Raw genomic sequence first — 23,742 nt, 5'->3', positions numbered from 1 at the left:
ACTGTAGGCACGTGCGCGCTAGTCTCGGCGCAGGCGCCCGCTGGGCGCACCCCGAGGCCCACCGGCGCACGGCGGGCAGGAAAGGCATCTTCATGACCGCAAGCAGCGACGCGACGAGCCAGCAGTCCGCCCCCTACGTCCCGGCCCCCGCCACCGCCGACATCGGCGTCTACGGCCTCGGCGTCATGGGCGCCAACCTCGCCCGGAACCTCGCCCGCCACGGTCACGCCGTCGCGGTGCACAACCGCACCGAGGCGCGCACCGTCCGCCTCATGGAGCGCTACGCCTCCGAGGGCGAGCTCGTGCCCGCCACCGAGCTGGCGGACTTCGTCGCCTCCCTGCGCACGCCCCGCGTGGCGATCATCATGGTCCAGGCGGGCTCCGCCACCGAGGCCGTCATCGACCAGCTGCGCGAGCTCCTCGAGCCGGGCGACATCATCGTCGACGCCGGCAACACCTTCTACAAGGACACCCAGCGCCGCGAGGCCTCCCTCAAGGAGTCCGGCATCCACTTCGTCGGCATGGGCGTCTCCGGCGGCGAGGAGGGCGCCCTCCTCGGCCCCTCGATCATGCCCGGCGGCACCGAGGACTCCTACAAGCGCCTCGGCCCCATGCTCGAGTCCATCTCCGCCCACGTCGACGGCGTCCCCTGCTGCACCCACGTCGGCCCCGACGGCGCCGGCCACTTCGTCAAGATGGTGCACAACGGCATCGAGTACGCCGACATGCAGCTCATCGGCGAGGCCTACGACCTCCTGCGCAACGTCGCCGGCCTGTCCGTCCCGGAGATCGCTGACGTCTTCCGCTCCTGGAAGTCCTCCGAGCTCGACTCCTACCTCATCGACATCACCACCGAGGTCCTCGACCGTGTCGACCCGGCCACCGGCGAGCCCTTCGTCGACGTCATCGTCGACGCCGCCGGTCAGAAGGGCACGGGCGTGTGGACCACGCAGACGGCCCTCGAGCTCGGCGTCGCCGTCCCGGCCATCGCCGAGGCCACCTTCGCCCGCGCCGCCTCCTCCTCCGCCGCGGCCCGCGCCGCCGTGCGCGAGGCCGGCCTCGACGTCGGCACGCAGACCATCGACCTGTCCGCCGACGCCGCCAGGCAGGCCTTCATCGACTCGGTCCGCCAGGCCCTCTACGGCTCCAAGATCGCCGCCTACGCCCAGGGCTTCGACGAGATCAAGACCGCCTCGGACCTCTACGGCTGGAACGTCGACCTCGGCGCCATGGCCCGCATCTGGCGCGGCGGCTGCATCATCCGCGCCCGCTTCCTCGACGACATCACCCGCGCCTACGAGGAGGACGCCTCGCTGGCCTCCCTCCTCACGGCGCCGCTGTTCGCCCAGGCCCTCGAGGGCGCCCTGCCCTCGTGGCGCGAGGTCGTCTCCACCTCCGCGCTCACCGGCGTGCCCGCCCCGGCCTTCGCCTCCTCGCTCGCCTACGTCGACCAGCTGCGCGCCGGTCGCCTGCCGGCGGCCCTCGTCCAGGGGCAGCGCGACTTCTTCGGCTCGCACACCTACCACCGCGTCGACGACCCCGAGGGCGTCTACCACGTGCTGTGGGCCGAGGACGGCCGCTCCGAGGAGAAGTGGAGCTGACCCCGCTCCGCCCCTGACCAGCCGGGCCCCCACGGCTCGGCCCAGGACCACCGCCCCGCACGAGGGGCGACCGGCGCCCGGACGCACGCGAGTGCGCCCGGGCGCCCCACAGCACGCAGCACCCCGGGAGGCGAGGGAGCCTCACAGCCAGAGTCCGCGCGCACCGCCGCGCACGCACCCCGACCGCCGAGAGGACCCCGCTCATGACCGCCCCGACCACCGCGCCCGCCCGCCCGACGAGCCCGACCAACCTCGGCCGCGAGGAGGCCGCCTGGCGCTCCGAGACGGTCGACCTCCAGAGCCTCACCGTCACCCTCGACCTCACGAGCGCCCCCGTCCCCGCCCACAGCAGGCCCGCCACCGGCTTCAACGTGCGCAGCGAGCTGGCGCTCACCGTGCGCGGCGACCGCCCCGCCGTCGGACTGTGGGTCGACTTCCTCGGCGAGGAGGTCCGCGAGCTCACCATCGACGGCGAGTCCGTCGAGGTCTCCTGGGACGGCGCCCGCGTCTCCCTGCCCGAGCTGGCCGCCGGGCAGCACGCCGTCGCCGTCGACGCCGTCGGCCGCTTCTCCAACTCCGGGCAGGGCCTGCACCGCTTCCACGACCCGGTGGACGGACGCACCTACCTCTACACGCACTTCGAGCCCTCCGACGCCCGTCGCGCCTGGCCCTGCGCCGACCAGCCCGATCTCAAGGCCCCCTTCCTCCTCACCGTCGTCCACCCCGAGCCCTGGACCGTCCTGTCCAACGGTCTCGTCGAGACCACCGAGTGCTCCGATGAGCTCGACGGCGCAGCCGTCACCCGCTTCACCCCGACGCTCCCGCTGCCGAGCTATCTCACCGCCGTCTCCGCGGGGGAGTGGCACCGCGTCTCCACCGAGTGGCGCTCCGCCCTGCGCCCCGGGGACGCCCCGGTCCCCGTGTCCTGGTCCTGCCGCCGGTCCCTCGCCGAGCACCTCGACGGCGACGTCCTCCTCGAGACCACCCTCAAGGGCCTCGACCTCTACGACGAGGCCTACGCCTTCCCCTTCCCGTGGGGCTCCTACGACTCCGTCCTCGTCCCCGAGTACAACCTCGGCGCCATGGAGAACCCGGGCTGCGTCACCTTCAACGAGGACGCCTACCTCTACCAGGGTCCCGTCACCCGCGCCCAGCGCGCCGGACGCGCCAACACGATCCTCCACGAGATGTGCCACATGTGGTTCGGCGACCTCGTCACCCCCACGTGGTGGGAGGACACCTGGCTCAAGGAGTCCTTCGCGGAGAACCAGGGCACCTGGGCCGAGGCCACCGCCACCGAGTACACGGAGGCCTGGGTCTCCTTCGCCTCCACCCGCAAGGCCTGGGCCTACCTCGAGGACTCCCGCCCCGCCACGACCCACCCGATCGTCGCGACAGTCGACGACGTCGAGGCCGCCCGCCAGGCCTTCGACGGCATCACCTACGCCAAGGGCGCCGCCGTCCTCAAGCAGCTCGTCGCGCACCTGGGCCAGGAGACCTTCCTCGCCGCCGCCCGCGACTGGTTCCGCGGCCACGCCTTCGCCAACGGCGACCTCGCCGGGTTCCTCGGCACCCTCTCGCAGGCCTCCGGCCGCGACATGGACGCCTGGGCCGACGCCTGGCTGCGCACCGCCGGCCCCTCGGTCCTCACCGACGAGCTCGAGACCGACGGCCGCTCCATCCAGCGGCTCACCGTCGCCCAGTCCGGCACCGACCTCGCCACCGGGGAGCCGGTCCTGCGGCCCCACACGCTCGTCGTCGGCCTCTACTCCTTCGACGGCGACGGCGTCCTCACCCGCACGCACCGCCTGCCCGTCACCCTCGAGGCGGCGAGCGCCGAGGTGCCCGAGGCCGTCGGGCTGCCCGCGCCGGACCTCGTCACGCTCAACGACGAGGACCTCACCTACGCCGTCATCCGCCCCGACGCCGCCTCGCTGGCCACCGCCCGCCAGGCCCTGTCGCGGCTCGCCGACCCGATGGCGCGCGCCCTGTGGTGGTCGACGCTGTTCAACCTCGTGCGCGACGGGCTCCTCAGCCCCGCCGTCTTCATCGAGACGGTCCTGTCCCAGGGCGACGACACCACCGACCCCGCGACGCTCACCACCCTGCTGGGTCAGGCCCAGCTGTGCGCGCTCGGCTACGCGCGTCCCGAGGACCGGGCCGGTCGCCTCGTCCCGCTCCTCGGCGTCGACGCGGACGCGCCCGGCGAGAACGGCTGGACGCGGCTCCAGGCCGCGGAGGCCGGCTCCGACGCCCAGCTCGTGCGGGCCCGCGCCTGGCTCGCCGCCGCCGGCCAGGCGGGTCTGCTCGGCTTCGAGCAGCGCGCCCTGGTCGTCAGCCGAGTGCGCTCGGTCCTCGACGGGGCGCTCACCGGCCTCGACCTCGACGCCGACCTGCGCTGGCGCGCCCTCATCTCGCTGGCACGGCTCGGCGAGCTGAGGGAGGGGGAGCTCGCCGAGCAGCTCGCCCTCGACCCGAGCGCCTCCGGCCGGATCCACTTCCTCCAGGCCGCCTCCTCCGAGCCGAAGGCCTCCACCAAGGAGAAGCTGCTCACGCGCCTGCTCACCGAGGACGAGCTCTCCAACGACCAGGTCGACGCCGTCATCGGCGGCTACGCCGTCGCCGCGCACCGCGGGCTCACCGCGCCGCTCACCGACCGCTACCTCGGCTCCCTCGAGGAGCTGTGGGCCGGCCGCGGCCAGGAGATCGCGACCCGTATCGTGCTCGGTCTCTTCCCCGCCGTGGGCGACGAGACCGACCTCACGGCCGTCGACGCGTGGCTCGAGGGGCACGGCGGCGCCCCGGCGGCGCTGCGCCGCCTCGTCCTCAAGGGCCGCGACGATCTCGCCCGAGCCCTGCGCGCCCGCGGCTGAGACCGGCTCCCCGTGGCAGGCGGGCGGCGCGTCCGACGGGAACGCGCCGCCCGCCGGTCGCGATGGTGACGCCGCCGCCCGCAACGGTATGGTGGGCACAACGCGGTGCGCCGGGCACCGCCCGACCCGAGGGGACCAGATGTCGACTCCGATCGAGCCCGACCCCACATCGACCCAGACCTTCGGGGCCATTGACGTCACCAGCGACTCCGAGGCGCCGCTGGTCGGCCTGTCCCAGCAGGACCGCGCCGCCATCGCCGCCCTCCCGCCCGGCACCGCGCTCCTCGTGGTCGGCCACGGCCCGACCACCGGCGCCCGCTTCCTCCTCGACTCCGAGGAGACGACCGTGGGCCGCCACCCGCGCGCGGACATCTTCCTCGACGACGTCACCGTCTCCCGCAAGCACGCGGTCTTCCTCGCCCAGCCCGACGGCGGCTACCTCGTGCGCGACTCCGGCTCCCTCAACGGCACCTACGTCAACCGCCAGCGCGTCGAGTCCGCCGCCCTGCGCCCCGGCGACGAGGTCCAGATCGGCAAGTACCGGATGACGTACCACCCCGGCCCGGCGAAGGCGGTCCCGGCGGGGTCAGCGCAGTGAGCCCACTGAACGCCCGCTCCGAGCAGGACGCCGCCGACGCCCCCGGCCCCTGGCCGCGGGGCGTCTCCCGCGAGCCCTCCATGAAGATCGGCGACGTCGTCGCCGCCCTCAAGGACGAGTTCCCGGCCCTGTCGATCTCGAAGGTCCGCTTCCTGGAGACCGAGGACCTCATCACCCCGCACCGCCTCGGCAACGGCTACCGCCGCTACTCCAAGGCGGATATGGAGCGCCTCCGCTTCGCCCTGACCGCGCAGCGCGACGAGTACCTGCCGCTGTCCGTCATCCGTGAGCGCCTCGCGGAGATGGACGAGGAGGCCTCCGCCCCAGCACCGGTCGCGCCGCGCGTCGTCGCCTCCCACGGCCGCGTCGTCTCGGGACCCATGGACCTCGAGTCCCTCGTCGCCGCCTCGGGCGCGACGGAGGAGGAGGTCGCCGAGCTCGTGAGCCTCGGCCTCGTCACCCCGGACCACAAGGGCCGCTTCGACGCCCGGGCCCTGCGCACCGTCGTCCTCGCCCTCAAGGCCAACCGCATGGGCGTCCCGCTGCGCAACCTTCGCACCGTGCGCTCCTCGGCGGAGCGCCAGGCCGACGTCATCGACCAGGCCGTCCAGCACAAGCGCAGCCGCTCCGCCTCCGCGGGGGAGGAGGCCGCCAGCGAGCTGGCCGGCCTCATGAGCGAGCTCCACACGGTCCTCCTCCACCGCGCCGTCGACTCCCTGTCCTGAGTCTCGCTGGGTGCGCGACGCGCTCAGCCCAGGGGCGCGAGAGTCCCTCGGCGCCCGCCGCCGTCAACGGGACGTGAGCGATCCGTGCAATCGACAAGCGTGGACCCCATTCCGAGGACACGCCGCCCGCGCGTCCGTAGGCTGACGACGTGCGGCCGATGACTCTCGTGGGCGTTCGCGCCACCGACTCCAGCACCGGGCTCGTTGCCATCCTCGTCGAGGTGGCCGGCCCGGCGATGGTCGCCGTCCCGGTCACCGCCCGCGAGGGGCTCCTCCTCTCCGGCTCCGACGGCGTCACCGCCCCCAGCTGGGTCGACCTGCTCACCCGCACGTGCCTCGCGCTCGGGGCCGAGCCCGTCGACGCCGTGCTCGACGTGGACGCCGACGCGGCACTCACGGCGCACATCCGTCTGCGCCGATCCGGGGAGCCCTCCACCGAGGCAGCCAGTCCCCACGGCACGGGGGCCGCCGACGGCCCGACGCCGGTCGAGGCGCTCGCCTGCTCGACGGGTGACGCCCTCATGCTCACCCAGCGGGGCGGCCTCAGGATCGTCGCCACGGAGCGGCTGCTCGACACGCACCGCCTCGACCTCGCCTCGGAGGGCTCGGAGGCCCGCGTCGCGGCGTGGAGGCAGGAGCTGGAGACCCTCGACGAGGACGCTGTCCGGGTCGACTGACCTGCGACACGCGGGACGCATGTGACTCGTGTGACTCGTTTTGTGCGGTGCCTCACACGCTAGTTCCTCCTCCGGAAGGATGACGGGCGCGGAACCACGCGGATTCCCGCCGCTCGGTCGGGCGGCGCCCGGCGGGGCCGGCCCGACGGGACCCGCACCACGCGGCGGACCGGCGCGCCCTTCATTGAGGAGGGGCCCGCCGCCACCTATCGTGGTGCCCGGCCGGGAGGACCGGCCCGACCGTGCGTCCCACCGCACGTCCCCGAACCGACAGGAGCCACCAGTGAGCGCGAACGAAGCGAGTGCACCCGCCGCACCCCAGCGCACCCAGGGAATGCTCTTCGGCGACCCGCTCCCCGAGCTCGACGTCAACACCGGCTACCGCGGCCCCGTCGCCTGCCGGGCCGCCGGCATCACCTACCGCCAGCTCGACTACTGGGCCCGCACCGGCCTCGTCGAGCCCTCGATCCGAGGCGCCAAGGGCTCCGGCTCCCAGCGCCTGTACGCCTTCCGCGACATCCTCCTGCTCAAGATCGTCAAGCGGCTCCTGGACACCGGCGTCTCCCTCCAGCAGATCCGCATCGCCGTCAACGCCCTCCACGAGCGCGGCGTCGAGGACCTCACCGCCATCACCCTCATGAGCGACGGCGCCTCCGTCTACGAGTGCACGAGCGCCGACGAGGTCGTCGACCTCGTCCAGGGCGGTCAGGGCGTCTTCGGCATCGCCGTCGGCCGAGTGTGGCACGAGGTCGAGGGCTCCCTCGCCGCCCTGCCCACCGAGACCGCCGAGGAGCCCCCGGTCGTCGAGGACGAGCTCGCCAAGCGCCGCGCCGCCAAGCGCCAGGCCGGCTGAGCCGGACACCCCACAAGCGAAACCGAGGCCGGACTCCCTTCACGGGCGTCCGGCCTCGTCGTAGTGTCAAGAGCACCTGCCACCTCGACGAAAGGCTCACCATGAAGCTCGGCAGCTCGAACCTGGACGTCAGCCGCATCGGACTCGGGGGCAACACCTTCGGCTGGACCTCCGACGAGGAGACCTCCCACGCCGTCCTCGACGCCTACCTCGTCGGCGGCGGCAACTTCATCGACACCGCCGACGGCTACTCCGCCTGGGCCGACGGCCACGTCGGCGGCGAGTCCGAGTCCGTCATCGGCTCCTGGCTCGACGCCCGCGGCCGCCGCGACGACGTCATCATCGCCACCAAGGTCGCCACCAAGCCCGACCGCAAGGGCCTCGCGGCCGAGAACGTCCGCACCGCCCTGCGCGAGTCCCTCCAGCGCCTGCGCACCGACCACGTCGACCTCTACTACGCGCACTTCGACGACCCGGAGACGCCGCTGGAGGAGACCGTCGCGGCCTTCGAGGAGCTCCGCTCCGAGGGCCTCACCCGCTACGTCGCGGTCTCCAACTACACGCCCGAGCGCCTCACGCAGTGGCTCGAGATCGCCGACGCCCACGGCTATGAGCGCCCCGTCGCCCTCCAGCCGCACTACAACCTCCTGCACCGCGGCGACGTCGAGGGACCGGGCAACCGCGGCGAGATCGCCGAGCGCGCCGGGATGGGCCTCGTCCCGTACTTCTCCCTCGCCGCCGGCTTCCTCACCGGCAAGTACCGCGAGGGCGAGCCCGTGACGAGCGAGCGCGCCGGCATGGTGAGCGCCTACCTCAACGCGCCCTCCTTCGCCGCCGTCGAGGTGCTCCGCGAGGTCGCCGCCGCCCATGAGGTCGAGCCGGCCGCCGTGGCCCTGGCGTGGCTGCGGGACCGTCCGGGCGTCGTCGCCCCGCTGGCCTCCGCCCGCACCGTCGAGCAGTTGAGCCCGATCCTGGTCGCCCTCGACCTCGAGCTGTCCGCCGAGGAGACCGAGCGCCTCACGGCCGCCTCCGACGAGGCCGCCGCCGCGCAGGACTGAGCACCTCGCGACCGCGCCGGTCCCAGGCGGGCTCAGCGCGTCGCACGCACCAGAACGCGCTGCGGGCCCCGTCGATCGCGATCGACGGGGCCCGCGGCCGGCTCTGCGCTGGTCAGGGCGGATCAGGCGGTGCGCTCACCGAGCGTGTAGCCGCGCGCGTAACCGTCACCGAGGTCGGTGAGGGTGACGCGGATGATGCCGGCGTCGTCGATCTCGTAGCGCTCCTCGACGAGCGGCCCGTCGGCCGTGCGCTTGACGACGACGCCCGCGAGGTCCTCGGTGTCCCGCAGCGAGGGGTCGAAGGGGAAGCGGATCTCGGCGTAGGGGGCGAGCTCACCGCGGGGCTCGCCGTCGGCGTCGACGCCGGCGCACTCGACGAAGCGGAAGACGCCCACGTTGTGGCGGGCGGGGTAGCGGCGGGTGATGACCGTGCCGGCGCTGCCGTCTGGGCTCGCCTGGATCGTGTCCTGGGTGAGGAGGGCGTCGAAGGAGGTGCGGGCACCGTCCTCGGCCTCGCGGAACACGCCGAAGCCGCGCGACAGGCGATCGGTGAGAGCGAAGTCGGAGGCGCGGTCCGCGGCCACGGCCAGGCCGATGGCGGTCGAGGCGCCGGGCAGGGCCGAGCGGTGAACGCGGCGCCCGAAGCGCTCGCGCAGCAGGCGCGGGACCAGGGGGAAGGAGGACGCGCCGCCCACCAGGTAGACGCCGGCGACGTCGGTGAGGTCGGGCTCGCCGTCGACGAGCCGTCCGACGAGGGGCTCCATGACCTCGATGGTGCGCTCGACGAGGGGGAGCGCGGCGTCGTAGAGCTCGGCGGCCTGGAGGACGACGTCGGTGTCGCGGACGTCGACGACGATGCGGCGGGTCTGCGGGGCGAGGGCCTCCTTGGCCTCGCGGCAGCGGTCGAGGAGGTCGTCGAGCTCGGCGTGGCTGAGGTCCTCCTCGGCGAGGCCCGCGCGGCGCAGGACCATCTGGGCGAGGAGCAGGTCGATGTCGTCGCCGCCGAGGTCGGAGACGCCCTGAGAGGCGAGGACCTCGTGCTCGGTGCCCTCGACGTCGACGAGCGAGGTGTCGAAGGTGCCGCCGCCGAGGTCGTAGACGAGGACGCGGGTGCGCTTGGAGGAGACGGTGGAGCCCTTGCGGTGGGTGTACTCGAAGCCGGCGGCGCTGGGCTCGTTGAGGACAGCGGTGACGTGGAAGCCGGCGGCCCGGAAGGCGTCGATGGTGAGGAGACGCTGGGCCCCGTAGGCGTGGGCCGGGACGGCGACGGCGACGCGGGCGTCCTCGCCGGCCGGGTCGAGCCCGTCGAGGACGGGGGAGGCGAGGAGCTGGGCGCGGACGTGCTCGAGGTAGGACACGAGGAGCTCGCGCACGGTGAAGGTGCGGCCGCCGAGCTCGACCGGGGTCTCCGCGGTGACGGCGGGGTCGGAGAGGCGGCGCTTGAGGCTGCGCAGCAGGGGGGCGCCGGCGCGGGCGGCGTCGCGAGCCTCGAAGCCGTGCACGAGGCCGTCCTCGGTGAGGGCGGTGAGGGAGGGGAGGTAGCCGTACTCGTCGCCGTCGGGGTCGGTGAAGCCGACGACCGGGTAGTTGCCGCGGTCCGCTCGGGCGACGACGGTGCGGGTGGTGCCGAGGTCGATGCCGAGGTCCAGGGTGGTGGGGCGTGCGGGGGACTGGTGGGTGGCGCGCGTGCGCTTGGCTGCCATGCTCCGACCCTATCGTCGGGCGCGGAGCGTCCTGTCATTCCGAGGTGAGGCGTCGGGCACGGCTCGCGTCCGGCCAGGGCAGGGAGCGCCCGCGCATGTCGATTCCCGCGTGCGCGTAGGCGCGCGGCACCGCGATCCAGGCCCACGTGCCGGCGACGAGCCCGAGGGCGGCCGTGGCCCACATGCCCGCGGTGAGGCCGACCGTGGCCGTGAGGACGGAGACGATGAAGGGTCCGGCGGCGGCGCCGACGTTGCCGATGCCCTGCCACCAGCCGAGGAAGCTCTCGCGCCCGGGCACGGGGGCGAGGTCGGCGCCCATCGTCATGACGATGCCGGAGCCGAAGCCGTTGCCGAAGCCCATGAGGCAGGTGCCGACGACGAAGCCGACCGGCGTCGTCCACACGACGGTGACGACGACGGAGGCGCCCATGATGAGCAGTGAGGGGAGGATCCCGGCGAGGCGCCCGTAGCGGTCCATCCAGCGGCCCGAGGACAGGAACATGGCGACGTCGAGGAGGGCTCCGGCCGCGAAGGTGGCGGAGATGAGGGCCTCGGACATGCCGAGGTGCGTGCCCCACAGGGGGACGAGGACGTTGCGGTTGGTGCGCAGGAGCTGCAGGCACGTCATGGCGACGGCGACGACGGCGGTGGCGCGCAGGTCGACCGCGGTGCGGGTGCGCTCGGGCGTCGTGCGCGTCGCGGGGGCCGGCGCCGCGACGTCACCTGGGGCGCCCGTGGTGGCGTCCTCGGGCGCGGTCACCGGGTCCGGGGCGGGTGCCGCGTCCGCGGCCCCGCCGCCGTCCGTCCCCGGTCCGGGAGCGGCACCCGGCTCCTGGCGGATGGCGAGCCGCTCAGCCTCGGCGAGGGCGCGCGCCTCGTGCAGCTGCGCCGTCGGCAGGGCCTTGGCGAGGACGAGCCACAGCGCGGCCAGCGCCATGGCCGTCTGGAGGACGAAGGGGCCGCGCAGTCCGGCGACGACGATGACGGCCGAGCCGATGGCGGGTCCGACGAGCACGCCGAGGCGCATCATCCCGCCGAGGAAGGACAGGGCGCGGGCCCGGGCCCAGACGGGGACGGCGTCGGCGACGTAGCCCTGGCGGGCGAGGCCCCACAGGTTGCCGGCGATCCCCTGGAGCACGACGGCGGCGACGAAGACGTCGACGGACACGGCGGAGGGCACGGACACGGCGGCGACGATGCCGCTCGCGGCGCCGACGGCGAGGACGGTGCCGAGCACCATGGAGCGGCGTCCGCCGGCGCGAGCGACGACCATCCCGGCCAGAGGGGCGGAGACGACGCCGACGAGGCCGAGCAGGCCCATGACGGAGGCGGCGGCCGGGCGGCTCATGCCGACCTTGATGGCGGCGAGGACGAGGACGGGCTGGATGGCGCCCTGTCCGATCGCGAAGATCGCTGTCGGGGCGTAGACGCTGGCGCCGAGGGCGCGCAGTACCGGACCGGCGTCGTCGGTGCGCGGTGCGCCGCTGTCGGGGCGTCGACGTCGTGGGGTCCTCACCCGGCCATGATGCCCGTCCGCGAGCGGACGGGCGCGACGGCTCTCAGGAGTGTGCGCGAGTCGACTCGTGCGGCGAGTCCGGGCGGCCTCAGCGCTCGGCGGGCGCCCAGTGCCGCTCGATGTCCTCGAGCGTCATGCGCGACGTCTCGGGCAGGAAGCGTTGCGCAAGAAGCAGGGCGATGACGTTGAGGGCCGCGAAGACGAGGAAGACGGGCCCGAGCCCTGCGCGCGCGAGGAGCACGGGGAAGGTCGAGGAGATGATCGCGTTGGCGACCCACTGGACGAGGACGGAGACGCCGACGCCAACGCCGCGCACCCGCAGCGGGAAGACCTCGGAGAGCATGACCCAGGTGACGGGGGAGACGGCGCCCTGCTGACCGACGAGGAAGACGAGCATGAGGAGGAGCACGGGCCAGGTGGCACCGGTGCCGTCAGTGGCGAGCGAGATGGCCCCGATGCCGACGAGGGTGGCGACGATGAGGCCCTGCCCGACGGCCAGGAGCCGCTTGCGGGGCAGGACGCGGACGAGCCAGAGCCCGAGCAGCGCGGCGAGGACGGAGACGACGCCGTTGGCGATGGTGGCCGCGAGGGCGGCGTTCGTGCCGAGCCCCGTCGAGGCGAGGATCGTCGGGGCGAAGTACATGATCGCGTTGACGCCGGTGATCTGCTGGATGACCGACAGGCCCATGCCGACGGCGACGATGCGCAGGATCCAGGGGGTCGCGAGGTCGGTGAGGCGGACGCGGCCGACCTGCTCCTCCGAGGCGAGCGAGCGGCGCATGCCGGCGATCGTCTCCTCGGGGTCCTCGGGGTGGGCGTCGTCGGCGAGCTGGGTGAGGACGGTGCGGGCGTCGTCGTCGCGGCCGTGGGAGACGTACCAGCGCGGCGACTCGGGCATGACCCGCATGCCCACCCACAGGGCGACGGCGGGCAGGGTGGCGACCGAGAGCATCCAGCGCCAGGCGGTCGGGTCGTCGTAGGCGGCGGCGATGCCCGCGTTGATGGCGTAGGCGGCGAGCTGGCCGGAGACGATCATGACCTGGTCGACGGCGACGACGGAGCCGCGCTTGGCCGCGGGGGAGATCTCGGCGAGGTAGACGGGCACGGTGGTCGAGGCGCCGCCGACGGCGACGCCGAGGACGACGCGGAACAGGACCATGACGCCGTAGCCGGGCGCGAGGGCGGTGCCAAGGGCGCCGGCGAGGAAGACGGAGGCGAGGACGAGGAGCCCGCGGCGCCGGCCGATCGCGTCGGCGAGCGCTCCGCCCAGGAGGGCTCCGAGGGCGGCGCCGAGCGGCAGGGCCCCGGTGACGAAGCCCTTGGCGGCGGGGCTGAGGCCGAGGCCGCCCTGGTCGGCGGGCAGGGACATGAAGGGCAGCGCGCCGGAGATGACGCCCGTGTCGTAGCCGAACAGGAGGGAGCCGAGTGTCGCGATGAGGGCGACGAGCCGGACGGGGCGACGTCGGGGCGCGCTCCCGCGCACGGGCTGCTGGACCGCCGGGGAGGCGGCCCGGGACGCCTGCGTAGCGCTCTGGACTGACATGCGGGTTCCTCCGTGAGACGGGGACCGGACGGGCGGGGCGCCCGTCGAGCGGTGACGGGGAGACCCTAGACGCGACCACCTTCCTCAGACACCACAACCCTAGATCGTGTCAGGTGGTGTCGATCACGCGACCCGGGACCCCGAGACCTTGGCCCCGCGTTGCGGCCCCCGGGTGACGAGGCCCACGCCCCTCCTGGATGAACAGTTGGTGAACTCCCGGGATCTCGGTGTCGCCGCCCCTCCCACCCCGGTAACAATGATCGAGGACCGCCCGCCGGCGGTCCGGCCGCCCCGGCCGAGCACGCGCCCAGCGCGCGCCACCAGGGCCCGGCAGCTGTCGGAACCAACCGGAAAGCGCATGTCAGCAACCCTCTTCATCGTGATCGTCGTCGTGGTGACCGCCATCATCTTCGACTTCACCAACGGCTTCCACGACTCGGCCAACGCCATGGCGACCTCGGTCGCCACCGGCGCCTTCACGCCGCGCCGCGCCGTCCTCGTCGCCGCGATCCTCAACGTCGTGGGCGCGACGCTCTCCACGGAGGTCGCCAAGACCATCTCCGGCGGCCTCTTCGACGACAGCCTCATCCAGGCCGCACCCGCCATGGTCTTCGCGGGCCTGGCCGGCGCCATCCTGTGGAACCTGGCGACCTGGCTCTTCGGCCTGCCGTCCTCCTCCTCGCACGCGCTCTTCGGCGGCCTCATCGGCGCCGTCATGGTCTCCGCGGGCGTCCAGGGCGTCCACTGGGGCACGGTCATGTCCAAGGTGATCCTCCCGGCGCTCGTCGCCCCGATGGTCGCCGGCGCCGCCTCCGCGCTCGCCACCTGGTTCGCCTACCGCATCGCCAACCCGACCGACCCCTACTCGGAGAAGATCTTCCGCAACGGCCAGCGCGTCTCGGCCTCCATGGTCGCGCTCGCCCACGGCACCTCCGACGGCCAGAAGACGATGGGCGTCATCACCCTCGTCCTCGTCGCCTCCGGCTACCAGGCCAGCGGCACCGGCCCGCACGCCTGGGTCATCCTCGCCGCGGGCCTCGCCATCGGCCTGGGCACCTACTCCGGCGGCTGGCGCATCATGCGCACCATGGGCAAGGGCCTCGTCCACGTCGACTCCCCGCAGGGCTTCGCCGCGGAGACGGCCTCGACGGTCGCCATCCTCGCCTCCTCCCACCTCGGCTTCGCCCTCTCGACGACCCACATCTGCACGGGCTCCGTCCTCGGCACGGGCATCGGCCGCGGCACCAAGGTCTCCTGGGGCACCTTCGGCAAGATGGCCATCGCCTGGCTCATCACGCTGCCCTGCGCCGGCGTCGTCGGCGCGATCACCTCGCTCATCGCCGTCAAGGGCGGCACCCTGGGCACGCTCGTCGTCATCGCGCTCCTCGTCGTCGGCGCCTTCCTCATCGTCCGCCAGGCGAACCACAACAAGGTCGACTTCTCCAACGTCAACGACGCCGACCAGGTCGTCGTCGCCAAGCAGAACGACCCCGAGCTCGGCCGCGCCCCCCGCACCCGCGAGCAGGTCCGCCAGGAGCTCGTCGGCGTCGGCCCGACCGGTCGCCCCTCCCACACCGGCGTCGCCGGCTCCCTCCTCAACAGCGCGTCCGACACGAAGGAGACCCTCAAGTGAGCATCGACTGGGCGTCCCTCGGACTCGTCACCCTCGTCACCATCGTCGCGACGAGCTTCGTCCTCACCATCACCGCCGCCGCGGCCCGCATGCTCGACGACGTGCACGTCAAGCGCGAGACCGGTGAGGTCGCCGGCCTCCACGCGGCCGAGGTCGCCGCCGGCTTCTTCCTCATCCTCGCGGGCGCCATCGTCCTGTTCGGGGTCTGGCTCATCATCCCGTACTTCCACTGAGCGCCGACCGGCTCCTCGCTGCGGCCCCGGCGTCCCACGCGGACGCCGGGGCCGCTCTCTGACCGGACGCGGGCGTCGACTACCCGCTGGTCCACCTGGCACCGCCGGTGGGCAGGCTCAACGACACGAACGGCCTCCTCGTGCACCGCGGCACGTACCACGCCTTCCACCAGCTCGGCCCCTTCCACCCGGACCGCACGCTCATCCACCGGGGGCACGCCACCAGCCCCGACCTGCGCGGCTTCACCAGGTGGCCCGGCATCCCTCTCCGACCGCCTGCCCGGCTGCACTCCGCACACGCGCGACCCGCAGGTCTGGCGGGACGCGGAGCGACCGGGGGAGTGCCGGATGCTCGTCGGCGCGCAGCGCGAGGACCTCACGGGCACGGCCGTGCTCTTGCGCGCGACGGACCTGCTCAGGTGGGAGCCGGAGGGGAGCTGATCGACTCGGCGCGGTGCCACGTGGGCCTCATCCTCGAGCTGGGGGGGAGGAGCCGGCACTCGTCGTCGTCCGCTCGACCTCCCGCTACGCCCAGCACGCCGCGGTTCGACGCGTCAGCCTTCCCGGCGGCACGGCTTCCCGCCTCGAGGTCCTCCACGACCGCTCCGTCACCGAGGTCGTCGGCGGCGACGGGGACGTCGCCCTCACCCTGCGGTCCTTCGGCGACCCGGCGACGGCGGGCGCGCGCCTCCGGCGACGGCGCGACGCGCGTGACCGTGGCCCGCGCCGTCGTCCGCGATGTGCCGAGGATCGCGTGAGACGATCGCTTGCGGCGAAGTTCGCGCGCCCGGTAGCCTGACGAACGTTTGACACAGGTCCGGACCACGGGCGTCACCGCTGACACCCCGACCCGCCGCGCGCGGGTCCCCAGAGCGCGAGGCTCACGGTGAGCCAGCCGACCAGCCCCGACCCGCCGCGCGCGGGTCCCCAGCTCAACGAAGACTGGCCGGACACGGAGAAAGGAACCCGGGTGGCAATGGATCACGCCCGAGTGGCGAAGGACGTCCTCGACTACTTCGGGGGCGCCGAGAACATCAGCGCCGCGGCGCACTGCGCGACCCGGTTGCGCCTCGTCCTCAACGACATGGACAAGGTCAACCAGAAGGCCCTCGACAAGGATCCCGACATCAAGGGCACCTTCATCGCGGGCGGCATGTACCAGATCATCGTCGGGCCCGGCGACGTCGACATCGTCTTCGACGACATGATCAAGACCGGAGGCGTCAAGGAGGTCTCCAAGGACGAGGCGAAGCAGGAGGCCGCCAAGAGCGGCAACCCCGTCACCCGCTTCATCAAGGTCATCGCGGACATCTTCGTCCCGATCCTCCCCGCCCTCATCGCGGGCGGTCTCATGATGGCCCTCAACAACGTCCTCACGGCGGAGGGCCTGTTCGGCTCGCAGTCGCTCGTGGAGCGCTGGAGCTGGCTCACCGACTACGCCGACCTCATCAACCTCATCTCCTCGGCGGCCTTCGCCTTCCTGCCGATCCTCGTCGGCTTCTCGGCCACGAAGCGCTTCGGCGGCAACGTCTACCTCGGCGCCGCGATGGGCGCCGCCATGGTCTCCACCTCGCTCACCAGCGCCTACAGCATCGCGCAGGCCCAGGCGGACGGCACCATCGAGACCTGGCACCTCTTCGGCCTCACGGTCGACAAGATCGGCTACCAGGCGATGGTCATCCCGGTGCTGTGCGTGGCCTGGATCCTGTCCGTCATCGAGAAGTGGTTCCACAAGCGGCTCTCCGGCACGGCGGACTTCCTGCTCACACCGCTGCTCACGATGCTCATCACGGGCTTCCTCACCTTCGTCGTCGTCGGCCCGATCACCCGAGTCCTGTCCAACGACATCACCTCGGGCCTCAACTGGACCTACAACCACCTCGGCCCGGTCGGCGGACTCCTCTTCGGCCTCGTCTACTCGCCGATCGTCGTCACCGGCCTCCACCAGTCCTTCCCGGCCGTCGAGATCCCGCTGCTCCCGCAGAACGGCGGCGTCGGCGACTTCATCTTCCCGATCGCCTCCATGGCCAACGTCGCCCAGGGCGCCGTCGCCCTCGCCGTCTTCTTCAAGACCCGTGACGCCAAGATGAAGGGCCTCGCCGGCGCCGGTGGCGTCTCGGCCGTCTTCGGCATCACCGAGCCCGCCATCTTCGGTGTCAACCTGCGACTGCGCTGGCCCTTCTTCATCGGCATGGGCGCCGCCGCCCTCGGCGGCGCGGGCGTCGCCGCCCTCAACATCCGCGGATCCGCCCTCGGAGCCGCCGGCTTCGTCGGCTTCGTCTCCATCATCACGAAGAACATCCCGATGTACCTCCTCCTCGAGGCCATCGTCTTCGTCATCGCCTTCGGCGCCGCCTTCGCCTACGCCTCCACCAAGGGCGCCGCCTCCCTGGCCGGGGACGCCGACGACGCGGACGAGGACGCCCTCGCGATGGAGGCCGTCGCCGAGCACGCCGAGACAGCGCCCGTCGAGATCCCCGCCGAGGCCGCCACGGACCTCGCCATCACCTCGCCCATCGAGGGCCGCGCCATCCCGCTGTCCGAGGTCGCCGACCCGACCTTCGCCTCCGGCATGCTCGGCCCCGGCGCCGCGGTCCAGCCCTCCGAGGGCCCGGTCGTCTCGCCGGTCGACGGCGAGGTCCTCGTCGCCTTCCCGACGGGCCACGCCTACGGCCTGCGCTCGGCCTCCGGCGTCGAGCTCCTCATCCACGTCGGCATGGACACCGTCGAGCTCGACGGCAAGCACTTCACGCCCCTCGTCGCCGCCGGCCAGAAGGTCCGCCGTGGCCAGCCGCTGGTCGAGGTCGACTGGGCCGCCGTCGGCGAGGCCGGCTACCAGACGGTGACCCCCATCGTCGTCTCCAACGCCTCCTCCTTCGCGGGCGTCACCGAGGCGACCACCGGCGCCGTCAGCCGCGGGGACGCGCTCTTCACGGTGAGCCCGGCCGAGGCCGCGCAGCCCACCGCCTGACGCGCTGCAGCGGACGACGGAGGCCCGCCCCCAGGAACACCTGGGGACGGGCCTCCGTCGTGCTCGAGGAAGGACGCGACGAGCCGCGGCGGTCTGCGCGGGGGAGCGGCGTGAGCGCTCCCGCGCAGCGTCAGGCGGTGCGTCCGACGAGCAGTCGCCCGGGCAGCTCGATGGGGGCCACGGCGACGCCGCGGGAGGCTCCGTCCGCGTCGGTGGAGCGGATCTGCTCCATGAGGGTGCGCACGGCGGTGCGGGCGATCTCCTCGATGGGCTGCTGGAAGGTGGTCAGCCCCGGCATGGCGCGGCGCACCGCGGCCGTGCCGTCGAAGCCGACGACGTGGAGGTCCTCGGGGACGCGACGCCCGCGCTCGTGCGCCCACTCGATGGCCGCTGCGGCGGAGAGGTCGTCCGTGGCGAAGACGCCGTCGACGACGTCGGCGACGGAGTCGAGGCGCTGCGTGATGAGGGCGCCGCGCTCGGCGTCGGGGGTGTGGAAGTCGACGGTGAGGATGATCGGCTCGATGCCGGCCTCCTCCAGGACGGCGCGGTAGCCGGCCTCGCGGCGGTTGCGCGGGCCGGAGCGGGAGGTGAGCAGCGCCGGGCGGCGAGAGCCCCGCTCGAGGATGTGCGCCGTCGCCTGGCGGCCGCCGTCCTCGTTGTCGCAGCGCACGTTGGGGATGGTGGGGGCCATGTCGCGGTCGATCGTCACCAGCGGCATGCGGACGGTGCCGTACTCGCGCAGGTTCTCGTTGTGGGCGCCGGAGACGATGCCGTCGACGCGGTGGGAGACGAGGAGGTCGAGGTACTCGCGCTCGCGCTCGGCGCGGCCCATCGAGTTGCAGATGAGGATCCGGTAGCCGTGCTCGGCGAGGGCGTCCTCGAGGTCGGCGGCGAGCTCGCCGAAGAAGGGGAGCGCGACGGTGGGGACGATGACGCCGATGGTGTGGGTGGACTTGCCGTGGAGCGCGCGGGCGACCTGGTTGGGCCGGTAGTCGAGCTTCTCGATGGCCGCGGCGACGCGGTCCTTCGTGGCCTGGGAGAGGTAGCCGCGGTTGTTGAGGACGCGGGAGACGGTCGTGAGGGACACGCCCGCCTCGGCGGCGACGTCGGCCAGCGTGGGCTCTCGGCGGGGCGTCACATGAGCTCCTGGGTGGTCTGATGATCAGGGACGCCTCAGCCTATGCCCTCGTGAGGCCGAGCCGACCGTACGACGGGCTCCGGTGCCGTGACCCGAGCGTGTCGGAGCGGGGCCAGGGACGGGCGTCGCAGGTCCCTGACCGGCGGCTCAGTCCTGATGGCACAGCCCCGGGACGAGCTCCTCGTAGACCCCGATCATGGAGCGGGCGATGGCGGCGTGGCCGGCGTCGTTGGGGTGGATGCCGTCGACGGCGAGCTTCTCCTCATCGCCGTCGATGGCGGTGCTCATGGAGTCCGTGGAGACGAGGCCCTCACTGGTCGCCGCCTCGTGGACGAGGCGGCGCACGACGCCGAAGCGCGGTCCGACGCCGAGCGCGGGGAAGTACGGGGCGACCACGATCGGCGTCCCGCGCAGCCGGGAGGCGAGGAAGGCGAGGTCGTGCTCGACGGCCTGCTGGACGAGGTCGAGCTGCGAGGGGAGGAAGCCGGCGTCGTTGAGGCCCAGGGCCACGGTGACGACGTCGGGCTCGGCGCGCAGGACGGTCTCGAGCCACGTGGTGTCCCGAGCGCTGGGGGAGCGGGAGCCGCCGGGGAGGTGACCGCCGCGGCGGGCGAAGAAGCCCATGCCGTCGGCCGCGAGGTTGACCTCCCGCCAGCGCAGGTGCTCGCAGACGAGGGAGGTCCAGCGGTTGCGCGGGTGCGTCACCGCCTGCCAGCCGGTGGCCACCGAGTCACCGAGGAAGACGGCGGTCGGGAAGGGCGCGGAGCGCGGCACGGTCGGCATGTCCGCGACCCTAGTCGCGGCAGGGATCGGGCGCGCGGTGGCGGGCCCGGACGGTCAGCCGACCTCGCGCAGGCGCCCGTCCTCCATGACGAGGACGCGATCGCACACCGGCAGGAGCCGCTCGTCGTGCGTGACCATGACGGTCGCCTTGCCGAGCTCGTGGGTCTGCTCGGCGAGGAGGCGGGCGACGTCCTGCGCCCGGTGGGAGTCGAGGGCGGCCGTGGGCTCGTCCGCGAGGATGATCGCGGGGTCGTGGTAGAGGGCGACGGCGATGGCGGCGCGCTGGCGCTCACCGCCGGACATCTCCTCGGGGTAGGCGCGCAGGCGCTCGGTGATGCCGAGCTCGGCGACGAGGTGGTCGCGCCGGTCCGGGTCGCCGGCGCGGCGGGCGACCTTGTCGTGCAGGGCGAACTGGTCCGAGAGGCGCAGGAACGGCACGAGGCCGGCGGCCTGGAGGACGAAGCCGAGCCGCTCGTGCCGGATGCGGGCGCGCCGCTTCTCGGGCAGCTCGGAGAAGGGCTCGTCGCCGACGCGAACCGTGCCCGTGCTGGGCGTGCGCAGGCCGCCCATGATGGTGAGGAGGGTCGACTTGCCGGAGCCGGAGGGGCCGAGGACGCCCACGAGCTGTCCGGCGTGGAGCGTGAGGTCGGTGGGCAGGAGGGCGTGGACGGTCTCGCCGCCCTGCTCGTAGTCCTTGGAGACGTTCTCGAGGACCATGACGGGCTCGCCGGCGGCGGACTCGCTGGGCCGACGCCGCCCGGCCTCGGTCTGCGGTGCCACGGCCCGGCTGCGCGAGGGTTCCGCCGGGATGACGGGCTCAGCGGCGTGCCGGCCGCGCGGGCGCGCTCCGGTCGGCTCGGGGGAGACGGGGGGAGTGGTGCTCACGCGATCGCCTCCACGGGGTCGATGCGGGCGACGACGCGCACGGAGATGAGGCCGCCGAGGACGGCGACGAGGATGAAGGCAGTCGTGATCCCGGCGTCGAGCGCGGGGGACAGGCGGAAGGGGACGGCGTCGGGGAGCACGAGGCCGGTCAGGAGGGTGAGCGCGAGGCCGATGAGCACGCCGGCGGCGGCGAGGATCGTCGTCTGGGCGCCGCCGGAGCCGATGAGGTACCTCGTGGGGACGCCGCGGGCCTTGAGGATCCCGAGGACGGGTCGCTTCTGCAGGGTGAGGACGTAGAGGAAGATCCCGAGAACGAGCGCGGCGATGAGGACGAGTGAGCCGATCATGAGGCTGAAGGTGAGGACCTGAGCCGAGTAGCCGGAGAGGGTCTTGATGAAGGCGCCCGGGGTGAGGAGCGTGAGCCCGCCGTCGGACATGCTGCTGGTGAGCGAGGCGGGGGCGTCGTCGTCCCAGTCGGCGCCCGTGATGACGAGGGCGTTGACGCTGGGGGCGAGGGCCTCCGCACCGACCTCCTGGAGGGCGTCGGCGTCGACGGTGACGACCCCGGCGGCCTGGAAGGTGTCGTCGTGCGTGAGGCCGACGACGGTCCACACGTGGTCGGTGCCGGCGAGCTCGAGGTGGTCGCCGAGCGCCCAGCCGTCCTCGAGGAGGGAGTCGTCCAGGAGGACCTCGGAGTCCGGGTCGCTGATGGCCCGTCCCTCGGTGACCTCGGGGGCGAGGGCGCCGTCGAGGTCGATGCCGAAGGCGTAGACGTCGGACTTGAGCTGGTCGTCCTCAGAGTCCGTGCCCGGGTCGGCGTCAGGGGCGGGCTCGGCCGTGCCGTCGGCGTCGGTGAGCTCGGCGACGGCGGCCTGAGCGATGAGTGCGGAGACGGTGGCGTGCCCGGTGGCGGCGACGTCGTCGTCGGCCTGCTGGACCTGCTCGTCGCTGAGGCGGGAGGCCGAGACGTTCTCGTTGGAGGCGTCGGTGAGCACGACGGCGTCGGCGTCCCAGGAGTCGACGGCGGCGCGGTAGGAGTGCGCGAGCCCAACCGCGAGGGCGGCGAGGAAGAAGGTGACGTAGGCGACGAGGGCGATGACGGCGACGATGAGCGCGAACCTCGCGGGCTCGTGCCGGATCTCGCGCAGGGCCAGTAACAAGCGGGCTCCTCGGGACGGGGCTGGTCGGACGCCGGTGCGTCCTCCCAGGTCAGGGAGCCCATAGCCTATCCCGGCCTGCGCGCGGGCGCCCCAGGACGCGGTGGCGGCTCACGGAGGCGGGCGTCGTCCGGGCGGGCTGCCCGAGACCCGGCCGGGGATGCTGAGCGCGGGGCGAGAGACGTCGGGACCCGATGGAGCCCACAGGCTCAGAGTCCTCTCAGGGAACGCGGGGGAGCGGAGCCGATCATGAGTTTGACATAATGTACATTATCGGCGGAACGGAGATCGTTGAGCGACGGCAGATGGTGCTGTCAGCGGGTCAGAGCACTCGCGCGCCGATCACGTCCGCGGAATCCTCTGGCTGAGGCTCGCGCGAGCACGCTCTGATCCGCTGAGAGCACTATGACGCACGTCCGGCGACAGACTCATGCGCTCAACGCGCGGCCCGCAGCACACGGTCAGCTCGTCGTCCGACGCGGGCGCTCCACCATGACACGCGTTCCGAGCCGGCGAGTGACGAGCCGCATGAGCGCGCACCGGCCAACTCGACGACGCCGACGCCACGGACCGACCGGAACGAGAACCGCTGGGTGCAGGCCGCCGTGCGCACGAGTCGAACCACGTCCGAGGACGGACGCAAGCTCCACACCCTCCCCGCCACCGCCTCGCGACCGGTCACCTCAGGCCGAGGGTGGGCAGTTCACGCTACGCAGGGATTGCGACATAAGTGCACCCTCTCGTGGTACCCACTCCGCATCGCGCCCTGCTGCGCCCTGTCCACGAGGGCGCCTCAGAGGCGGCAGCCCGTTCGGGGCGCGGCATGATCACGCCGGATTCTCCAGAGGATCTGGCGGCGTCGGAGGCCTGAGGCGCCCTCGTGGACAGCACGCTCTGTCGAAGGTGACGACGACCGTCTCAGCCGCGCCGGGCGTCCGTGCGAACCCGGTCAGGCGGACAGGCGCATGCGCACGAAACGGTGCACTCCCCCGTTGGTCTCCTGGTCGTACTCCCCCGTGCGCACGAAGCCGCAGCGCTCGTAGACGCGGATCGCCCGCTCGTTGAAGGCGGCGACGCCGAGGACGACCTCGTCGACGTCGGGCACGAGCTCCTGCAGCCGCGCCAGGCACGCCCGCACGAAGGACTCGCCCGTCCCGTGCCCGGTGAGGTCCGGGCGCATCCCGAGCCCGATCTCCCAGGCGTCGTCCTCACCCCGCTCGGCGGCGAGGAAGCCGACGAGCTCCCCACCGTCGAGCGCCTGCTCCATGATCTCGGGCCACTCCTCGGGCGTGACGAGCTCGGCATAGTCCTCGGGGTCCGCCTCGGCGTCGTAGAAGTCGTAGGGCGGCGGGTAGCGCCACTCGTCGGCGATGGTCCTAGCGGCAGATGGCGTCATGCGGGTGAGGCGCAGGGACGACGGCGGGATGGCGCTCATGCCCAGATCGTCCCATAGCCGGCGATGCCCCAGGAGACGTGCGCGATCCAGGGTCATGACCTGTGCGACCCAGGGCGCCTCAGCCGAGCCCACACGATGCCGTTGCCAAGCCGCACCGGCATCCTGCGGATGCAGCCTGCCCCTGGCTCGTGGACAGCGTGCCACCGCCGCGCACCCCATGGCGTCAGGCATGATCGCGCGGTGACCACCTAGGGCGAGCCTGTTTCAGCCGGCGCACCGGCCCGCTGAGTGGGCGCCCGTCTCATCCCCGCGAGATCGGGACATCCTGACCTCGAGATCGGGACGTCGTAGTGCTGGCCGGCTCACCGTCGCCGTCCTGCCCGCCCCTGTCGCCGGGGC

The 23,742-nt window shown here is 73.1% G+C and carries 18 protein-coding genes and 1 pseudogene; 11 read left to right on the top strand and 8 right to left on the bottom strand.

Going from position 1 to position 23,742, the window contains the following annotated elements:
- The first annotated feature begins 92 nt into the window (after positions 1–92).
- The 7 genes from gndA (at position 93) to AXF14_RS10795 (ending at position 8,385) form a co-directional block, all read left to right on the top strand.
- On the top strand, positions 93–1,601 hold the full coding sequence (gndA, locus tag AXF14_RS10825) for an NADP-dependent phosphogluconate dehydrogenase (RefSeq protein WP_067943151.1): 1,509 nt from the start codon (positions 93–95) through the stop codon (positions 1,599–1,601).
- Positions 1,602–1,804: 203 nt separating this feature from the next.
- The gene (pepN, locus tag AXF14_RS10820) at positions 1,805–4,474 is read left to right on the top strand and encodes an aminopeptidase N (protein ID WP_067943150.1); all 2,670 of its coding nucleotides are present in this window, start codon (positions 1,805–1,807) and stop codon (positions 4,472–4,474) included.
- 139 nt (positions 4,475–4,613) lie between these two features.
- Complete coding sequence (locus AXF14_RS10815) at positions 4,614–5,072, top strand: FHA domain-containing protein (protein ID WP_067943148.1); 459 nt, start codon at positions 4,614–4,616, stop codon at positions 5,070–5,072.
- 80 nt (positions 5,073–5,152) lie between these two features.
- Positions 5,153–5,797, top strand: a complete 645-nt coding sequence (ftsR, locus tag AXF14_RS10810) for a transcriptional regulator FtsR (protein WP_067944354.1) — start codon at positions 5,153–5,155, stop codon at positions 5,795–5,797.
- A 149-nt stretch (positions 5,798–5,946) separates the two neighbouring features.
- Entirely contained in the window at positions 5,947–6,474 is a 528-nt protein-coding gene (locus AXF14_RS10805; protein WP_150118479.1) for a bifunctional nuclease, read from the top strand.
- Between the two features lie 334 nt (positions 6,475–6,808).
- Positions 6,809–7,327 (top strand): MerR family transcriptional regulator, encoded by a 519-nt coding sequence (locus AXF14_RS10800; protein ID WP_067943145.1) that lies wholly within the window; start codon positions 6,809–6,811, stop codon positions 7,325–7,327.
- Between the two features lie 101 nt (positions 7,328–7,428).
- Positions 7,429–8,385, top strand: a complete 957-nt coding sequence (locus AXF14_RS10795; protein WP_067943144.1) for an aldo/keto reductase — start codon at positions 7,429–7,431, stop codon at positions 8,383–8,385.
- Positions 8,386–8,507: 122 nt separating this feature from the next.
- Here AXF14_RS10795 and AXF14_RS10790 read toward each other — a convergent pair whose 3' ends face one another.
- The 3 genes from AXF14_RS10790 to AXF14_RS10780 all read right to left on the bottom strand — a co-directional run bounded on the left by AXF14_RS10790 (position 8,508) and on the right by AXF14_RS10780 (position 13,147).
- Entirely contained in the window at positions 8,508–10,088 is a 1,581-nt protein-coding gene (locus AXF14_RS10790; RefSeq protein WP_067943142.1) for an Hsp70 family protein, read from the bottom strand.
- 34 nt (positions 10,089–10,122) lie between these two features.
- A complete protein-coding gene (locus AXF14_RS10785; RefSeq protein WP_067943140.1) occupies positions 10,123–11,604 on the bottom strand; it encodes an MFS transporter in 1,482 nt (493 codons plus the stop codon).
- 88 nt (positions 11,605–11,692) lie between these two features.
- Complete coding sequence (locus tag AXF14_RS10780; RefSeq protein WP_084355528.1) at positions 11,693–13,147, bottom strand: sugar porter family MFS transporter; 1,455 nt, start codon at positions 13,145–13,147, stop codon at positions 11,693–11,695.
- A gap of 358 nt (positions 13,148–13,505) precedes the next feature.
- Here AXF14_RS10780 and AXF14_RS10775 point away from each other — a divergent pair, with 358 nt between their 5' ends.
- From AXF14_RS10775 to AXF14_RS10765, 4 genes and pseudogenes are all read left to right on the top strand, one after another.
- Complete coding sequence (locus AXF14_RS10775) at positions 13,506–14,780, top strand: inorganic phosphate transporter (protein WP_067943138.1); 1,275 nt, start codon at positions 13,506–13,508, stop codon at positions 14,778–14,780.
- Positions 14,777–15,013 carry a hypothetical protein gene (locus AXF14_RS10770; protein WP_067943136.1) on the top strand — a complete coding sequence of 79 codons (237 nt, stop codon included), beginning with the start codon at positions 14,777–14,779 and terminating at the stop codon, positions 15,011–15,013. Before AXF14_RS10775 ends, AXF14_RS10770 begins: the two co-directional genes overlap by 4 nt.
- Positions 15,014–15,099: 86 nt before the next feature.
- Positions 15,100–15,448 (top strand): annotated as a pseudogene (locus AXF14_RS14920) (glycoside hydrolase family protein); the annotation flags it as partial.
- A gap of 541 nt (positions 15,449–15,989) precedes the next feature.
- On the top strand, positions 15,990–17,984 hold the full coding sequence (locus AXF14_RS10765) for a sucrose-specific PTS transporter subunit IIBC (protein WP_211260084.1): 1,995 nt from the start codon (positions 15,990–15,992) through the stop codon (positions 17,982–17,984).
- A gap of 130 nt (positions 17,985–18,114) precedes the next feature.
- Here AXF14_RS10765 and AXF14_RS10760 read toward each other — a convergent pair whose 3' ends face one another.
- The 5 genes from AXF14_RS10760 to AXF14_RS10740 form a co-directional block, all read right to left on the bottom strand.
- The gene (locus AXF14_RS10760; RefSeq protein WP_067943132.1) at positions 18,115–19,122 is read right to left on the bottom strand and encodes a LacI family DNA-binding transcriptional regulator; all 1,008 of its coding nucleotides are present in this window, start codon (positions 19,120–19,122) and stop codon (positions 18,115–18,117) included.
- 147 nt (positions 19,123–19,269) lie between these two features.
- A complete protein-coding gene (locus tag AXF14_RS10755) occupies positions 19,270–19,905 on the bottom strand; it encodes an SGNH/GDSL hydrolase family protein (protein WP_067943130.1) in 636 nt (211 codons plus the stop codon).
- A gap of 54 nt (positions 19,906–19,959) precedes the next feature.
- Complete coding sequence (locus tag AXF14_RS10750) at positions 19,960–20,790, bottom strand: ABC transporter ATP-binding protein (protein ID WP_303323394.1); 831 nt, start codon at positions 20,788–20,790, stop codon at positions 19,960–19,962.
- Positions 20,787–21,950, bottom strand: coding sequence for an ABC transporter permease (locus AXF14_RS10745; protein ID WP_067943128.1), 1,164 nt, complete (start codon positions 21,948–21,950; stop codon positions 20,787–20,789). Before AXF14_RS10745 ends, AXF14_RS10750 begins: the two co-directional genes overlap by 4 nt.
- Before the next feature lie 946 nt (positions 21,951–22,896).
- A complete protein-coding gene (locus AXF14_RS10740; protein ID WP_067943126.1) occupies positions 22,897–23,382 on the bottom strand; it encodes a GNAT family N-acetyltransferase in 486 nt (161 codons plus the stop codon).
- Between the last annotated feature and the right edge of the window lie 360 nt (positions 23,383–23,742).

It is taken from the genome of Actinomyces radicidentis, from assembly GCF_001553565.1.
GTDB lineage: Bacteria > Actinomycetota > Actinomycetes > Actinomycetales > Actinomycetaceae > Actinomyces > Actinomyces radicidentis.
Note: the sequence above shows the minus strand (reverse complement) of the source record. Positions and strands in the feature narration are given on the sequence as shown.

Excerpts from the sequence above, each read along its gene's own strand:
- gndA (WP_067943151.1), top strand. The coding sequence starts at position 93 with ATGACCGCAAGCAGCGACGCGACGAGCCAGCAGTCCGCCCCCTACGTC.
- pepN (WP_067943150.1), top strand. The coding sequence starts at position 1,805 with ATGACCGCCCCGACCACCGCGCCCGCCCGCCCGACGAGCCCGACCAAC.
- AXF14_RS10815 (WP_067943148.1), top strand. The coding sequence starts at position 4,614 with ATGTCGACTCCGATCGAGCCCGACCCCACATCGACCCAGACCTTCGGG.
- ftsR (WP_067944354.1), top strand. The coding sequence starts at position 5,153 with ATGAAGATCGGCGACGTCGTCGCCGCCCTCAAGGACGAGTTCCCGGCC.
- AXF14_RS10800 (WP_067943145.1), top strand. The coding sequence starts at position 6,809 with ATGCTCTTCGGCGACCCGCTCCCCGAGCTCGACGTCAACACCGGCTAC.
- AXF14_RS10795 (WP_067943144.1), top strand. The coding sequence starts at position 7,429 with ATGAAGCTCGGCAGCTCGAACCTGGACGTCAGCCGCATCGGACTCGGG.
- AXF14_RS10790 (WP_067943142.1), bottom strand. The coding sequence starts at position 10,088 with ATGGCAGCCAAGCGCACGCGCGCCACCCACCAGTCCCCCGCACGCCCC.
- AXF14_RS10780 (WP_084355528.1), bottom strand. The coding sequence starts at position 13,147 with ATGTCAGTCCAGAGCGCTACGCAGGCGTCCCGGGCCGCCTCCCCGGCG.
- AXF14_RS10775 (WP_067943138.1), top strand. The coding sequence starts at position 13,506 with ATGTCAGCAACCCTCTTCATCGTGATCGTCGTCGTGGTGACCGCCATC.
- AXF14_RS10765 (WP_211260084.1), top strand. The coding sequence starts at position 15,990 with ATGGATCACGCCCGAGTGGCGAAGGACGTCCTCGACTACTTCGGGGGC.
- AXF14_RS10755 (WP_067943130.1), bottom strand. The coding sequence starts at position 19,905 with ATGCCGACCGTGCCGCGCTCCGCGCCCTTCCCGACCGCCGTCTTCCTC.
- AXF14_RS10740 (WP_067943126.1), bottom strand. The coding sequence starts at position 23,382 with ATGAGCGCCATCCCGCCGTCGTCCCTGCGCCTCACCCGCATGACGCCA.